Raw genomic sequence first — 14904 nt, 5'->3', positions numbered from 1 at the left:
TCCTCCTTTTACATAGCTGAAAAGAGATCAAGTTGTCGTTTGATGACGTCGGCTTCGTTGAAATGTTTCATGGCACGGTCAAATCCATTCCGTCCCATCTCGTTGGCACGGTCCGGATGTTCGACAAGCGTGTTCATTCGTTTGGCGAGCTTCGCGATGTCGCGGACTTCGACGAGATACCCCGTTTTTCCCTCGACAACCTCTTCGCGGCAGCCGCGGATGTTTGTCGCAATGACCGGTTTTGCACTCGCCATCGCTTCAATGATCGATCGTGGGACGCCTTCGCGATGCGACGGTAAGACGAAGGCATCGACTTGTTGGAACAAGCTTGGTACATCTTCGACGAATCCGAGGTAATCGACATTCGGAATCTCACGGATCCGTCGTAAGAAGAGATGCTTCGTCGTCTGATCGCGCTCGCTTGCCATCATCTCACCGGCAATGACGAGACGGGCTTCCGGATGACGATAGACGACATCCTCGAACGCATCGAGCAGTTCGAGAATCCCCTTTTCTTCGACAATCCGACCGATGAACAAGAACGTAAACGGTGCGCCTGCTTCACGCGGGCGTGGATAGAAGCGGGTTAAGTCGATTCCATTTCCAAGGTGCATCAGGCGCGTATTCGCTTTGAAGCGTTTGCGCTGGGCGAGTTGATAATCCTCCTCGCTTTGGAGGAGCAGATAATCAGTTGCGAAACGCGCCAGCCACTTCTCGACGGAGTATGTCAGCTGGTAGGTCATCCGCCCCATCTTCTCGTGGAAATAAAAGCCGTGTGCCGTATAGACGATATGCTTCGTTCCGGCCCGCTTCGCGGCAACACGTCCGAGGGCGGCGGCGACCGGTGTGTGGACATGGACGGCATCGTAGCCATCCTCCTTCAAGATTCGTGTGATTTCCCGGATCGTCCGCCAGTTACTCGTCCAGTCGATCCGGCGCTCGATCGGAATGTCGTGCATCCGGAAGCCTTTCGCTGCCAGTTTTGCCGAGGCACCAGTGTCGGCACAAGCGATGCCGACGTCGTGCCCGGCGTTTTGTAAAGCAAGTAAGAGCGGCTGCAACATCGTCTCTGCCGTCGTATCGAGAGCACAGACTTGAAGAATCTTTAGAGGCGCCATACGTGGACCCCCTCTGGCTGTTCTGACCGTGGCAACATCCCTTTGATGTCGACGACGATGCCGCGTCCGACTTTGAGTAGATGTTGTGCAAGATTCCAACCGCCTTCGACGTATTCTTCATGTGAGACAGCGAAGATGACGACGTCGGCTGGTTTGAGTTCGCTCATCTCGAGCAAGTCGATGCCGTACTCGCGTTTTGCTTCACTCTTTTCGACGAGTCGATCCGTCACCTGAACGTCGATGCCGAACTCTTCGATTTCGCGGACGAGGTTCGCGACTTTCGAGTTGCGGATATCGCTGACGTTCTCCTTGAACGATAAGCCAAGGATCGTGACGCGAGCGCCGAGGACCGGCATGTTCTGTTTAATCAAGTTCTTGACGAGCGCTGTTGCGATGAAGCGTCCCATCGTATCGTTGATACGGCGTCCAGCGAGAATGACTTCCGGATGATAGCCGAGTGACTCAGCTTTCATCGTCAGATAGAATGGATCGACGCCGATACAGTGACCACCGACGAGACCCGGACGGAACGGAAGGAAGTTCCATTTCGTACCGGCTGCTTCGAGGACTTCGAGCGTATCGATGTCCATCCGGTCGAAGATGATCGCCAGTTCATTCATCAAGGCGATGTTGAGATCGCGTTGTGTATTTTCGATGATTTTTGCCGCTTCTGCGACCTTGATCGATGAAGCACGGTGGACACCGGCTTCGACGACCGCTTCGTAGACTTCTGCGACGATGTCGAGTGTCTGTTCATCCTGGGCAGAGACGATTTTTTTGATCGTCTTGAACGTGTGCTCGTGGTCGCCCGGGTTGATCCGCTCTGGTGAGTAGCCGACGAAGAAGTCGACGCCAGCGCGTAAGCCGGATGCTTCTTCAAGAACGGGGATACAATCTTCTTCCGTCGCCCCTGGGTAGACCGTCGACTCGTAGACGACGATGTCGCCTTTATTGAGCTGGCGACCAACAAGGTGTGAGGCCCGTAAAAGTGGCGTTAAATCCGGTTGATTCTGCGCATTGATCGGTGTTGGAACAGCGATGATGATGAAGTCGCTTGCTTGCAGTGCTGCTGGATCCGAGACATAATCGACGGTTGCATTCTTCAGTGTGAACGGACTCAGTTCGAGTGTTGCATCGATACCTTCTTGCAGTTCTTGAACACGTTGTTCCTTGATGTCAAAGCCGACGACGTCTGTTTTTTCGCCAAAGGCGACGGCGACGGGAAGACCGACGTATCCGAGTCCGACGACGGCAATCGAACGGTTGGCAATGGGAAGTGAACCAGTTTGGGCTGCTGTCGTATCTACGATGTGTTTGACTGCCTTGTTCATGGTGGGTTCCTCCTATTTCATCGACTGTTTGACGATCAACGTTTTTCCGTTAGGCTCTTGTTTGACTTGTTCGACTGGCTCAAGGACGATTTTCATCTCGGAGCCGAGTAACTTACGCATCTCGTTCAAAAGGATTTGTTCGTGTTTCGGATGGAAACGTTTCGCATCCGGAATATACCGGAGTGTCACGTGATTGAGCGCGTGCTGCTCGACTTGGAGTCGTAAGACCGAATTCGGTAGTTCACGGGCAATCGTTGTAATGTCTCCTTCGAACACTTTGCCCCGTTTTTCACTGACGATATAACTCGTTCCCCGTCCATCGATTGAAGCGATGACCGGTCCGTTTAAGCCGCAGCTGCAGGTCTCGTCACTGAGCGTCATCCGGTCACCGATCCGGTAACGAATCAGCGGTGTTCCCCGTGTCGTAAAACACGTGACGACGACTTCGCCGTCCTCTCCATATGGTTCGATGATGCCCGTCTCATGATGCAGATGAAGTTTTCGATGACTGCATTCTGAGATGATCGGTGCGCCTTCTGAGGAACCGTATTGATCGAAAACTGGAACACCGAACGCTTCCTCAAGGATTGAGCGCATCTCCTCCGTCACCGTTTCCGATGTTGGGAAGATCGCAATCAGCGGACTCTCCAGTCGAATGTGATGCTTCAGCATGTAGCGGGCGATTTCGACCATCGCTGTCGGTGTACCGTCGAGCGCTCGTGGCTGGAAGCGATTCAGCTCCTCGATATAGGCTGGGAAATTCTCTTCCTTCATGTGAAAGATTGAAAGCAATAACTGATTGAGTGGTCGGTTCATCCGCCAGAAGATTGGTTTCTTTTGATCGACGGCTGTCAGCGTCCGACCGGTGAAGCTCGCCCGCCGCATCCCGGCGTGAAAGCCGTGACGTTCCTTGAAGTAGTCGAGATGCGCCATCCGTTCCTGGACATCCTCGCGCATGAATGCGACTTGGAGCGACTTTCCGCTCGTTCCGCCCGTCCGTCCTCTTACCGGCGCATCGACGCGGGACATGAATGCATCGTTATTTTGGCGAAGCGTCTCTTTTTCAAGGATCGGGATTGTCTTCAGCTGCTCGAGTGATGTCAACGGTAACTGGATGTCATGTTCGTAAAAGAGTTTCGTGTAGTACGGTGTATGCGTCACGACGAAGGCGAGAAAGGCATTCAGGCGATCGAGTTGTTCCGCTTTATAATCCTGCGTCCGATCCTTCATCCGGAGCTCCCTCATCTTCTGTTCGTAAAAGGGACCGTACCGTTCTTGCATCAACTTACGCCCGTATAACGATGTCAGCCAATTTTGGATGAAGATCGGAGAGCGGTAGTAGAATTCCTCCTTAAGCGCCATCTTGGATTTCCTCCTTCAGCAAGTAGTGACTCTCATACCAGTCGATGAATGCGTTGACACCGGCTTCGACCGTCGTCTGTGGACGGTAGCCGATCGTCTCGAACAGTGAGGAGACGTCAGCAAAGCTTTCGGGAACGTCGCCTGGTTGAAGCGGCATGCCATTTTTAATTGCCGTCTTGCCGAGGCGGCGTTCGATCAAGGCAACAAATTCGTTCAGTCGAATCGGGCTGTGACTGCCGATGTTGTAGACACGATACGGAACGTTGCTGCGGTCCGGTAAGGGATTCGAGGCATCGAACGCTTCATCGACTTCCGGTTCGGTCTGGAACAGGCGATAGATGCTTTCGATGATATCGTCGACGTAAGTGAAGTCCCGCCCCATCTCGCCGTAGTTGTAAAGATCGATCGGCTCGCCCTTCGCAATCGCCTCTGTGAACTTGAACAGTGCCATATCCGGGCGTCCCCAAGGACCGTAGACACTGAAGAAGCGAAGGCCTGTCGTCTTGATCCCGTAGAGACTGCTGTAAGTGTGAGCCATCAGTTCGTTCGCTTTCTTTGAAGCGGCGTAAAGGCTTAGCGGATGATCGACGGCATCCGTCGTCGCGAACGGCATCTTCGTATTCGATCCGTAGACGGAACTGGAGGAAGCGTAAATCAATTGTTCGACTGGGTAATGCCGACACGCCTCTAGAATCGAGAGAAAGCCGACGATGTTTGACGTCATGTAGACGTCCGGTCGATCGATGCTGTACCGTACCCCTGCTTGTGCTGCCAGGTGGAGAACAAGATCAATCGATTCCTGTTCGAAGATCCGTGCGACGGCTGCCGTCTCTTCGAGTGAGACCCTGTAAAACGTGTAGTTCGTTCCGAGTTCAGCGAGCCGGGCTTCTTTTAACGTCGGGTCGTAATAGTCGTTTACTTCATCGAGTCCAATGACCCGGTAACCCTCCCGGATGAAACGACGTGCGGCGTGAAATCCAATGAAGCCTGCGATACCTGTAATTAAGATCGTTTTATTCGGCACGGTGTTCGACCTCCTCGAAGTAGTGGCGCGCTTGCCAGCGCATGTAGTGAACGGATGTGTAGACGATGAGTAACATCGGGAACAACTTATACCGGTGTCGGATGGCCGTTCCGACATTGCCGGTTCCTAGACCGAAGATGACCGCGTTAAGCGCAAAGAGAAGGAAAAAGAAGAAGAGAACGCTGCCGAATGGATGCTGACGGATCAGTTTAAAGGACCGGACGATCGCAAAACAGGCAATGAAGTAGAAGATGGCATCAAGGAAGAAAATCAGAATGTTCATGACGCTCGACCATTGCCACGGGAACGGTGAGAACAGGAAGTAAATCGTCCGGATCGGTGAGTAGAGAATCATGTCACCTGGACCCGTCACCGTCAATCCGTTCAGATAAGCGGAACCGCCACGGTCGTAACTCATTCCGCTGAACAACTGTCCGTTTTCTGAGACGTGAGTGAACTTCGCGAACAAGACGTCCTGGAAGCTGTAGACGATGAAGCCGACGATCAGTACTTGAAAGATCAGTCGTTGCACCTTCGTCGGTTCAAAGTCCATTCGTCGTGTCTCATGACTGTAAAACGAGAAGTAGACGAGTAAGACGATGATGCCGACAGCAAGACCGGAGTGGAACATCGTACTGACGAAGTAGCCGAGATACGCGAGCGTCATATACCATCCGGACTTCTCTTCCGTCCAGCGCACCATGTAGTAGAGTGTGTAGACGATGCCCAGGGCGACGATCTGGTCACGCAAGAGAATCGGTGAGAGTAACAATCCTTGTGGGAAAAATGCGAAGATCAGTGTTGCTGCGAACACATAACGTTCCGGTAAGCGTAACCGTTGCAGCGTCTTCGCTAGAATGACGACGGCGACGACGCCGAGGATGACGTTGAAGAACTGAGCGAGAATTCGTTCCGGACCGAACATCAGGTAGAAGATTCCGAGAAACTTGGAATAGGTGCCGCGAACGACATCATTGAAGGTCGACGGATCAGTAAAGATTTGGACACCTTCGAGATGAAAGGCTTCCGTATCGTCCCCGCTGTGTGGCGGTAAACGAAATAACTCGAGATCGATGAACATCAGGACCAGTCGGACGAAGAAAGCGGTGATGAAGACGAGAAAGAGTGGCGTCGTCTTTGCTTGACGGAGCAGATAATAGAGAAACAACACCGAGTTGATGAGCAGCAAGGCGGTCACGTAGGTGTCCGGGAAGAGCGACCGGGCGAATTGACAAACGAGCGCTTCGATGACGATGAGTAGTAGGATTGGTCGCATCTTCTTCCCTCCTTAACTGCTTTGTTCGACGACGAGCGTGACGTCCCGTGGATATAAGGACCGATACAGTGCCGGTAACAATAGGACGATCTGAGTGACAGCGCAGAGGGTGTAAGCGATCGTCGCACCGTACAGACCATACAGCGGAATCAACAGGCTGCAGGCAATCAGGTTGACGACGACACTGCCGAAGATCGAGATCGTCTGGATCCGGAACTGCTGGAAGCCGGTCAAGAGTGCCTGAATGACGGTCGAGTTGTAGAAAAAGAGTGAGGCGACCATCATCAAGACGAAAATCAGATGGTATTGAACGAACGATGCGTTGTAGAAAATCGTCAAGCCCCACTTGCCGAAGAAGATCGCTCCGACAATCAACAGGATGCCGACGATGTTCGTCATCAGTAACATCGAGCGGGTCAGCTTGCGCAGTTCCGGTAAACTTTGGCGTTCGCCCGTCTCAGATGAGAAGTTCGGCAGCAAGACGGCAATCAAGGAGTGGATGAACAGGCTGCCAAGTACGAGTAGATAAGCGATACTGGCGTAGTAACCAAGCTCTTCCGTTCCGATTGCGTGACCGACGAACAATCGTGGGATGTTTGCATTCAAGGCGATCAGGAGAGCAACGAATCCGAGCGGCATCGCTTTAAGGAACAACTCCTTGCCTGACCGGTACCGTAAGTCGAGTGCTTGATTGTCAAAGCCGCGACCGACGCGGCGAATCGTCGGTAAGTCGTATGCGAGTAGCATGATCAAGTTTCCGGCGATCAAGGCGAGCACGAACCCGTGAATCGAATGGGTCGTAAAGAGGACGAGTGCTGCACCCGACACGTTCAAGAGACTCCGGAAGATTTTCGAGACAGCGACTTCCTTGAAGGCAGTGTGTCCTTGCAGAAAACCATAAGCGAGATCAGCGAATGACTCCATGTACTTGTTGAGATAGACAAGCAGTGTCAGGAGTAAGATGTCCGCTTCACCGAAGAAATAATAGACTCCAAGGAGGACGAACACACCTGCCGAGAGGAGTGAAAAACGAGTCTTGATGAAGAGCCAGAAGTTCGTCAGTCCAGCCCGTTCTGCCGTCAGGATCGTACTGGCGTTCAGCCAACAGAACATGACGATCGGTGCGGTGATGGCAAGGGCGTAGTTGAAATAACCGATGTTGAGCGGTGTGCTCCATTTGATCAGGAGCGTCAAAATCATCCATTGATGGAGCGAATACGCCGTATCGGCAATGAAGATGAGATTGAAGCGGGACAGCCGGGCCGTTTTCATCGTTTCCCCTCCTCTCTATTTGCGCGCGATCCGCATCGTTGGTGCGACTGGATCCGATTCGGTTTCGTTCGTGACGTCTAATAAATACTGGCGGAGTGCCTCATCTTGGTCGAGCGCTTGGGCGATCTCCCGCAAGTACGGGTCGACGGATCCAAAAGGTCGTGTCTTACCGACGAGGATCTTGTCAAAGACGAGTTCATCATGCACTTCATCACGGGCGAGCAGTTCCTCGTAGAGTTTCTCGCCTTTTCGAATGCCGCTATAGACGATCGGGATCTGCTCTTCCGTGAAGCCACTCAAGTGAATCAAGTTCTTCGCTAGTGTCGTGATGTGAACCGGTTCACCCATATCGAGAACGAACACTTCGCCACCTTTTGCGAGAACACTCGCTTGGATGACGAGACGACTCGCTTCCGGGATCGTCATGAAGTAGCGTGTCATCCGGGGATCGGTGATTGTGATCGGTCCGCCTTTGGCGATTTGTTCCTTGAACAGTGGAATGACGGAACCGCGGCTCCCGAGGACGTTTCCGAACCGGACGACGGCGAACGTCGTCTCGCTGTTACGCGCCATCTGCTGGATGACCATCTCGGCGATTCGTTTCGTCGCCCCCATCACACTCGTCGGGTTGACGGCCTTATCGGTCGAAATCATGACGAAGCGTTTGACACCAGCTGCTTCCGCCGCTCGAGCGACGTTGCGTGTACCGTAGATGTTGTTCTTGACGGCTTCGCTCGGGTTATCCTCCATCAGTGGCACGTGCTTGTGAGCTGCCGCGTGATAGACGAGATCCGGTTCGAACCGTCGCATGACTTCAAGCATCCGGTCACTGTCCTGCACATCGGCGATGACGGATTCGAACTGGATGTCCCGGCTGAGACATTCGAGCTCCCGGCGGATCAGGTAGATGCTGTTTTCACCGTGTCCGAGAAGGATGAGCCGTTCAGGACGGAAGCGAATCAGTTGCCTGCAAATTTCGGAACCAATCGAACCACCAGCACCGGTGACAAGGACGGTCGCGCCATGAACGCTTCGTTCGATTTCCGTAATATCGAGTTCGACCGGTTCCCGACCGAGTAAGTCAGCGATCGAGACTTCACGGATTTGTTTGATTGAGACCTTTCCGGATGCCAGTTCGACGAGCATCGGTAACGTATGCGCTTCGACTTGGGTTTGTTTGATCCGGTTCAGCAATTCAACCCGCTGCGGATACGGTAACGATGGGATTGCGAGGACGACTGCTTCAATCTTTTGTTCCTCGATGATGCATTCGAGTTGTTCGATCGCTCCGATGACGGGAACACCGTGAACCCGCATCCCGCGTAGTTCGAGCGAATCATCAAGTAATCCGACGACGTTTAAGATGTGCGATTTTTTTTGTTTCAGCTCTTTTGTGATCATCTGACCGGAGGCACCGGCACCGATGATCAACGTTCGTTTACCGAGCGTCTTATTGTCAGGCACGAGTCTTAAGCTACGTCCACGAATCAACAACCGGACGAATAAGATACCGTTTAAAACGAGTCCGGTCTGTAAGAAGATCGCTCGTTCGACCGCGAAGTCGAACAATGCGTATTCAAGACCAAGTAAGACGAAGCTACTGGCGAGGACGACGACGAGGAGAACGGCGAGATCACGAAGGCTTGCGTAACGCCAGATGATTTGATAGAAGCGCATCCAGTGTGCGACGAACGTGAGGGCGACCCACTGGATGAGAGCGATTTCGAGTGCGTCCTGCAATTCGAAGTTGACAGTGAGATGGAGCGGATTAAAGAAGTAGAACGTAACGACAGTCGCGAGTGCGATGACTCCGGCGTCGATCAGGCGAAGGAGTCCGATTTTCAACTGTCGACGATACGGGGTGAGCGGGGAATGCTGCATGACGGTGTCTCCTCTCCTCTCTCATGAATGACTGCGGGGAATCGCTTTCGGATAATTATCAGTGGATTCACGTGTCGCTTCCTTTTTGCTTAACGAGCGAGAATAGACGATCAGGAGTCCGAGCATCAGACCAAGGACACCACCGATTCCTGTGTTCATCAGAATGTTCGGTGATACGGGGTTCGTTGGAATCCGTGCACTCGAGAATACTTCCGTCTTACTCGTGTTGATCAGTTTTGGGAGATAATCCTGGAAGACTTCCGTCATCGTATTCGCCTGGATGGCTGCCTGCTCCGCCGAACGATCCGTGACGGATAAGGCGATGACTTGCGAATCCAGATTGCTCGAGACCGTCAGACGATCCGTCAAATCGAATAACCGCTTGTCGGTGACGTCCATTTTTTGGGCGACCTGATCGACGACCTCTGGGCTTCGTAGGATATCTTGATAGGTACTGACGAGTGTCGGCGTCGATGTCGTCTCTGCGTTCGCTTGAGGAACGACGAGGATGTAGGCCGTCGCCTCGTATGTCTTCGGGATGACATACGTGCTAAGCGCATATCCGGCTCCCGCAAAGAGAATCATGAAGAGTGCGAGTAACCACCAGCCGCGTCGGAGTGTCGTCAAATGATCTCCGAAGGTTTTTCTTTGATGCATCGAGCTCACTGTTGTTCACCTCTTTCTGGCTTGACCGAATGGATGGACATTGGTTATGTCTACACCTTATTTCCAATCGACTCCCAAAACAATTAGAGCTTGGTGGAAATGATTATATTTTTTTCGGTAGCTATCTCGCTTGCGTGACACTAGTTCACAGCATGAATTCATGTCACGAAAAAAAACGCGATTCACGAAAAAATGATCACGTTTTCCTTAATATTTTTTCATTTATCTGCATGATGTTTTGAAAGATAAGGGTAAATACCAATTTGATGATTAAAAAGTATGTAAATCGGTAATAAGTCCTATATGAAGGGTGGATAGTCTTTAGAAATCATGTTAAAATCAGCCAATATACCCACATCGTTTGCCTTATCCATCCTAGTCGTTTGGATCATGCTCGATGCTTGGATTCGTCCCTTATCCTTCACGGACGAAGTGTTGCCGAAACAGTGGTCTCTGTGGTTGCTTCCCGTCTATATCCTTCTATTCAGCGTCTGTTGGCTCATCTTACGACCGTTCTATCGCACCAACCGAGCGACTGGACATCAAATTGCATTTATTTTTCTGATTTATCTGACATTTCATATCGTTTTTTTCTTTTTTAACGCGAATACGGATCGTATTCTTGCTTCGCTTTACCTCATCTCGACTTGGCTGTTCGTTGGCATCGTCTCTTCGCTCTCGCGTACATCGATCGAACAATGGCAACGGCTGTTGTGTCACTTTCTTTATGGACAAGCCGTCTTTCTCGCTTCCTACGCCCTCATCGTCTCATTTGGTTCAGATTATGTTCCGGTCGAAAACCTGCAATGGCTTCGAATCGGTCCTTTGTCATTTCCTCAACTGTACGTCGGGGAACAAGGCTCGTTCCTTCGTCTCGCTGGTCTGATGAACAATCCGAATACGTTTGCAGCGTGGCTTGTTCCAGGCGGACTGTTTGCTTGGTTCTATCTGCTCAGACAGTTCCCGCGTCGGCAAAGCTTTCTGCACGCCGTACTTCTCCTTCTCATCATCATCGCGTTACTCAGAAGCGGTTCGCAGACAGGTATCTATTCTTTTCTCCTCCTTGCTCTGCTGACGAGTATTCGAATGGTTCCGGGAACGAGACGACGGTTGCAGGTGACGGCGTGTTACGTCATGGGCGGCTTGATCCTCCTAGCTGTCTTTGCGTTTCAAGGACTGCTTCCCCGTTTGCTCAGTCTCAACGGACGATTTACGCTCTGGCAAGCAGGATGGCGCGCTTCCGCTGATTCACTTTGGTTCGGTCACGGAATCGGAAGTGCCCCACGCGGACTGCAGGAACAACTGAACGAACAAGTTCTTTATACGTTCCACAGCACACCGATCACCTATCTTTATGAATTCGGACTCATCGGTTGTTTGCTGTACGGTGCAGTCTTTCTGTATCTGTTCTATCGACTGTTTCGGATTCAGACGACGGATCTCGCTTTTCTCGCACTGTTGCTTGCTAGCTGGCTCGGACTACTTCAATTCACGGAAAGCATTCTCGTCAGACCGAGTGGATTTTATTTCATTTGGCTCAGTCTTCTCGCTTATACGTCGCTTCGTCGACTTCCACCTCACGACAGTACCCACACCTAGAGCACCTACATGAAAGGGGTATGACATCATGAAGAAATGGACAGAACAACAAGTCATCGATAGCCTAATCGAAGCTAGTATCGAATATCCCGCTCTCGACGCAAAGACGTATGCACGCTGGTCGGTCGGAAAAGACATTCCATCGATCACGACGATCATCAATGTATTTGGCTCTTGGCGTGAAGCACTCCAAGCGGCCGGTCTCTCATCGATCCGTCCGTACTTTTCAGATGAAGAGATCCTTGCTTTCATCAAGGAAGCATCGACACGCTTACACCCGTTCCATAGCAACAGCTACCGGGAATGGGCAAAGGCGAAACATGGACCCTCCTTGACATTGATCAACTTACGTTTCGGTTCTTGGTCACGTGCGCTCGAAGAAGCACAAATCGAGATGACACGCTCCATCTCGATGACGGAAGAACGGATCATCACAGCCTTACTCGAAGCTTCTGATGTCCTCCCCCGTCTGACAACACAGACGTATGCAATTTGGGCACAGGAAAATGGTCATCCGACAGTCGCGACGATTGCCCGTAAATACGGTTCATGGGCAGATGCCCTCGCTTGCCTCGACATCGCACCGCCTCGCCGGAAATGGGTCGAAGAAGATGTCCTTGAAGCATTGCGGCAGGCACAAGAAGAATTACCTTCCCTCAGTATCATTCATTACCGGAAATGGGCAGAAGGTCGCTCGGTTCCGAGCACCTCGACGATCAACGCTCTCTTCGGTAGCTGGACCTCCGCCGTGCAATGCCTCAAGCGTGCACGCGTCTCTCTTTCTTGATTCTGCTCTTCTACCTAAAAGGAGTGACCCGGTATCACTACCGAGTCACTCCTTTTCGTATGCTTATGGTTTTTTGATTTGCTCAAGCAGAGACGCAGGCAACAGCGTCACCGTGTCGTGCTTCAATAGATAGATGTCTTCCGCATATGCTCCGATCCGTCGAGGATTACGTCGTCCCTGCAGATTGTTTCGAATCGCTTTCGGAAAATTGACGCCGCATTCATAGGCATGCGGATACCCACCACCGAATCGCGGATTGATCTCCGATAGGTAGAGCGTTCCTTCGACATCGAACAGGTCGAAATCAAGCGGTCCGACGAGACCGGTTCCATCTAAGACCTGCTCGACCAGTTCAAAGACATCGTCGCGTTTAACGGAGCGACTCTTATCGGTTTCCCCTGCACGCATGACGAGTTTCTCCTTAATGAAGATATCGGTCACTTCATGCGTCAACCAGTCGACATAGACATCGACACCGAGCTCTTGTCCCCTTAAGTATTCTTGAATCAATAAATCGGGATAGGTAGCGAATAATCCTTCGACGACCTCAAGTGAAGAAACTGCCTGGACATGGAGACTGGCACTCCCATTGCGTGGTTTGACTAAGACCGGGAACTGGACCTCTTTTTGCGCAAGTGCATTTCGGAAAGCCTCAAGCGTCACGTATGTCCGCGCATGCGCGATTCCTTCCGCGACACAATACGTATACATCGCGTATTTGTCGAAACAGAGACGACAGGCATCCATCGGTGAGACAAGGACTGTGACACCGATCGCTTCAAATCGTTCCGTCGCCGCTGCCAGCAATTCCAGTTCAGGATCAATCAATGACAAGAGCGCCGTCACTTGTTCGCGCTGACACAATTCCAGTAAGTGATCGATATAATCCGGTGCATCGATGCGAGGAACGAGATGGTGGCGTTCTGTCATATAGAGACCCGGTGCGAGTGGACTACAGTCCGCGGTAATGACGTGACCGTCCGGCATCTCACGGACGAAATACTCGACCAGCTTCGTCCGGCGACCAACGCTCGTCATCAACAAATGGGAAGTCTTCATAAGGCAGTCTCCTTCGTTAAAAGTGATGCCTGTTCTTTTCGTGCTGGAAAGAAAGACTTCCTGCTTGGCGTCGTACTTTTTTCCTATAGATGAGTACATAACATCCGATTCCAATTAAGGCACCCGTTCCATCGAGTAAGACATCTTGGATGAGTCCCGTCCGGTCTCCTGTCAAGATTTGATGGAATTCATCAAAGACAGCGACCATGATCGCTAACGAATAGGCGAACAAGATGGCAAGTCCTGGTGTCAGACGACGACGTGTCAAATCGATCAATCCGATCCCTAATACAAGAAATGTCGAGACATGGGCTGCTTTTCGGATGAAAAACTCAATGAAGCCACTTCGTCCAAGGGCGGCGACACTGACTTCTCCATGATAGGAAAAAGAGATGAAGCGCAGATGATCGACGAATCCTAACGGAATGAATCGGGATAACCCTGGTTTGATGGATTGCGCTTGATACGGCATCGAACTCGAGATGAAGAGGATCAATAGAACGGCAAGGACGACGTAGCCGGACCACGTGATTTTTTTCATGAAGACACTCCTTTTTTAATATCACTTTAGAATAGCATGGACCTCAAAAAATTGGCGGATTCTTTCTAAAATTCAATTTCTAGTTTAACCCAAATTAATTTTTTAGTTTCCTTGAAAAACGATATTTTACATTTCGAAGGTTTCTTTTATAATGAAAGTGGTTAATTAGTACTATACACGATGACCTGAAGAATAGGAGTGGAGTGCCATGAATCGTGCACTAGGTAAAAAAATCATGCAACTGCGCAAACAACACAAGTACACTCAAAAGTTTTTAGCTGAACGATGTGGTGAATCAGCAACGGACATCTCCGCTTACGAACGTGGTCAGCGCATGCCCTCTCCTCAAGTCCTGGAACGCTTGGCTCTTGCCTTAGACACGACGGTCATTGATCTCATCGATCCGAAGTATGTACAGCATCCTTCGTTGAATGAATTCATGCAACAAGCGCTTGAACCCTCGCAACCGCTTGATCTGAAGCTCATTCTCGAGGACTTACTCGTTCACCTCAGTCTATCAAAGGAAATCTATTTCGATGGTCGCCTCGTCTCAGCGGACGTCCGAGGTGAGATGGCGACGTCCATTGATCAGGCACTAAAACGAGGGCTTTCCTCCATCGAGGCGTAAAAAAAGGAATCAAAATCAGTTGATTTTGATTCCTTTTTCTTATTCCGTTTGAACGATATGGTCAATGTACAATTGTCCGTCTTCATATGTCGCTTCTAGTAACTGACGAAAAAACGTATTTTCACTTGTTTTCTCGGATACGAATACGCGTGCGTAGCGCTGATGCGCCTGCGCGAGTACGCTGAATTTCAGGGTACGGACCGGTGAAGAGAAGAACAATTGTCGACCGGGATGCCCAAAGGCGTCCATTGCTTTCGATTCTTCTAAGAAGTAAAAAGATTCATCTGGAAACAAGGTCTCAATGAACGATAAACAGCTTTGCTGAAAGGTACTTCCGCTCTGATTTTCCATGATGTGTCC

At 51.0% G+C, this 14904-nt stretch carries 14 protein-coding genes; 3 read left to right on the top strand and 11 right to left on the bottom strand.

Annotated features, from left to right (window positions below; genetic code table 11):
- Positions 1-8: 8 nt before the first annotated feature.
- From ITJ88_RS01110 to ITJ88_RS01075, 8 genes are read right to left on the bottom strand one after another with little or no spacing between them, the layout of a single operon-like run.
- A complete protein-coding gene (locus ITJ88_RS01110; RefSeq protein ID WP_064299325.1) occupies positions 9-1118 on the bottom strand; it encodes a glycosyltransferase family 4 protein in 1110 nt (369 codons plus the stop codon).
- Positions 1106-2449 (bottom strand): nucleotide sugar dehydrogenase, encoded by a 1344-nt coding sequence (locus ITJ88_RS01105; RefSeq protein WP_230088496.1) that lies wholly within the window; start codon positions 2447-2449, stop codon positions 1106-1108. Before ITJ88_RS01105 ends, ITJ88_RS01110 begins: the two co-directional genes overlap by 13 nt.
- Before the next feature lie 12 nt (positions 2450-2461).
- Complete coding sequence (locus ITJ88_RS01100) at positions 2462-3811, bottom strand: phenylacetate--CoA ligase family protein (RefSeq protein WP_195864437.1); 1350 nt, start codon at positions 3809-3811, stop codon at positions 2462-2464.
- On the bottom strand, positions 3801-4835 hold the full coding sequence (locus tag ITJ88_RS01095) for an NAD-dependent epimerase (protein WP_195864436.1): 1035 nt from the start codon (positions 4833-4835) through the stop codon (positions 3801-3803). Before ITJ88_RS01095 ends, ITJ88_RS01100 begins: the two co-directional genes overlap by 11 nt.
- Complete coding sequence (locus tag ITJ88_RS01090) at positions 4825-6111, bottom strand: phospholipid carrier-dependent glycosyltransferase (RefSeq protein ID WP_195864435.1); 1287 nt, start codon at positions 6109-6111, stop codon at positions 4825-4827. The genes ITJ88_RS01095 and ITJ88_RS01090 overlap by 11 nt, the downstream gene beginning before the upstream one ends.
- Positions 6112-6123: 12 nt before the next feature.
- Entirely contained in the window at positions 6124-7383 is a 1260-nt protein-coding gene (locus ITJ88_RS01085) for an oligosaccharide flippase family protein (RefSeq protein WP_195864434.1), read from the bottom strand.
- 15 nt (positions 7384-7398) lie between these two features.
- A complete protein-coding gene (locus tag ITJ88_RS01080; RefSeq protein ID WP_195864433.1) occupies positions 7399-9264 on the bottom strand; it encodes a polysaccharide biosynthesis protein in 1866 nt (621 codons plus the stop codon).
- Between the two features lie 21 nt (positions 9265-9285).
- Positions 9286-9921, bottom strand: a complete 636-nt coding sequence (locus ITJ88_RS01075; protein WP_230088495.1) for a YveK family protein — start codon at positions 9919-9921, stop codon at positions 9286-9288.
- 339 nt (positions 9922-10260) lie between these two features.
- Here ITJ88_RS01075 and ITJ88_RS01070 point away from each other — a divergent pair, with 339 nt between their 5' ends.
- Positions 10261-11529 carry an O-antigen ligase family protein gene (locus ITJ88_RS01070; protein ID WP_195864431.1) on the top strand — a complete coding sequence of 423 codons (1269 nt, stop codon included), beginning with the start codon at positions 10261-10263 and terminating at the stop codon, positions 11527-11529.
- A 28-nt stretch (positions 11530-11557) separates the two neighbouring features.
- The gene (locus ITJ88_RS01065) at positions 11558-12316 is read left to right on the top strand and encodes a homing endonuclease associated repeat-containing protein (protein ID WP_087681443.1); all 759 of its coding nucleotides are present in this window, start codon (positions 11558-11560) and stop codon (positions 12314-12316) included.
- 63 nt (positions 12317-12379) lie between these two features.
- On the opposite strand, the gene ITJ88_RS01060 is transcribed toward ITJ88_RS01065, so the two are convergent.
- Positions 12380-13375 carry an ATP-grasp domain-containing protein gene (locus tag ITJ88_RS01060; RefSeq protein ID WP_195864430.1) on the bottom strand — a complete coding sequence of 332 codons (996 nt, stop codon included), beginning with the start codon at positions 13373-13375 and terminating at the stop codon, positions 12380-12382.
- Between the two features lie 16 nt (positions 13376-13391).
- The gene (locus tag ITJ88_RS01055; protein ID WP_195864429.1) at positions 13392-13916 is read right to left on the bottom strand and encodes a VanZ family protein; all 525 of its coding nucleotides are present in this window, start codon (positions 13914-13916) and stop codon (positions 13392-13394) included.
- 208 nt (positions 13917-14124) lie between these two features.
- Here ITJ88_RS01055 and ITJ88_RS01050 point away from each other — a divergent pair, with 208 nt between their 5' ends.
- Positions 14125-14544 (top strand): helix-turn-helix domain-containing protein, encoded by a 420-nt coding sequence (locus ITJ88_RS01050; protein WP_195864428.1) that lies wholly within the window; start codon positions 14125-14127, stop codon positions 14542-14544.
- A 39-nt stretch (positions 14545-14583) separates the two neighbouring features.
- On the opposite strand, the gene ITJ88_RS01045 is transcribed toward ITJ88_RS01050, so the two are convergent.
- A complete protein-coding gene (locus ITJ88_RS01045; protein WP_195864427.1) occupies positions 14584-14895 on the bottom strand; it encodes a hypothetical protein in 312 nt (103 codons plus the stop codon).
- Between the last annotated feature and the right edge of the window lie 9 nt (positions 14896-14904).

This window comes from Exiguobacterium abrahamii, assembly GCF_015645365.1.
Classification (GTDB): Bacteria; Bacillota; Bacilli; order Exiguobacteriales; family Exiguobacteriaceae; genus Exiguobacterium_A; species Exiguobacterium_A abrahamii.
This window is presented reverse-complemented; position numbering and strand designations above follow the sequence as displayed.

Coding starts and splice junctions, on each gene's coding strand:
- ITJ88_RS01110 (WP_064299325.1), bottom strand. CDS start 1,118: ATGGCGCCTCTAAAGATTCTTCAAGTCTGTGCTCTCGATACGACGGCA.
- ITJ88_RS01105 (WP_230088496.1), bottom strand. CDS start 2,449: ATGAACAAGGCAGTCAAACACATCGTAGATACGACAGCAGCCCAAACT.
- ITJ88_RS01100 (WP_195864437.1), bottom strand. CDS start 3,811: ATGGCGCTTAAGGAGGAATTCTACTACCGCTCTCCGATCTTCATCCAA.
- ITJ88_RS01090 (WP_195864435.1), bottom strand. CDS start 6,111: ATGCGACCAATCCTACTACTCATCGTCATCGAAGCGCTCGTTTGTCAA.
- ITJ88_RS01085 (WP_195864434.1), bottom strand. CDS start 7,383: ATGAAAACGGCCCGGCTGTCCCGCTTCAATCTCATCTTCATTGCCGAT.
- ITJ88_RS01080 (WP_195864433.1), bottom strand. CDS start 9,264: ATGCAGCATTCCCCGCTCACCCCGTATCGTCGACAGTTGAAAATCGGA.
- ITJ88_RS01075 (WP_230088495.1), bottom strand. CDS start 9,921: ATGCATCAAAGAAAAACCTTCGGAGATCATTTGACGACACTCCGACGC.
- ITJ88_RS01070 (WP_195864431.1), top strand. CDS start 10,261: ATGTTAAAATCAGCCAATATACCCACATCGTTTGCCTTATCCATCCTA.
- ITJ88_RS01065 (WP_087681443.1), top strand. CDS start 11,558: ATGAAGAAATGGACAGAACAACAAGTCATCGATAGCCTAATCGAAGCT.
- ITJ88_RS01060 (WP_195864430.1), bottom strand. CDS start 13,375: ATGAAGACTTCCCATTTGTTGATGACGAGCGTTGGTCGCCGGACGAAG.
- ITJ88_RS01055 (WP_195864429.1), bottom strand. CDS start 13,916: ATGAAAAAAATCACGTGGTCCGGCTACGTCGTCCTTGCCGTTCTATTG.
- ITJ88_RS01050 (WP_195864428.1), top strand. CDS start 14,125: ATGAATCGTGCACTAGGTAAAAAAATCATGCAACTGCGCAAACAACAC.
- ITJ88_RS01045 (WP_195864427.1), bottom strand. CDS start 14,895: ATGGAAAATCAGAGCGGAAGTACCTTTCAGCAAAGCTGTTTATCGTTC.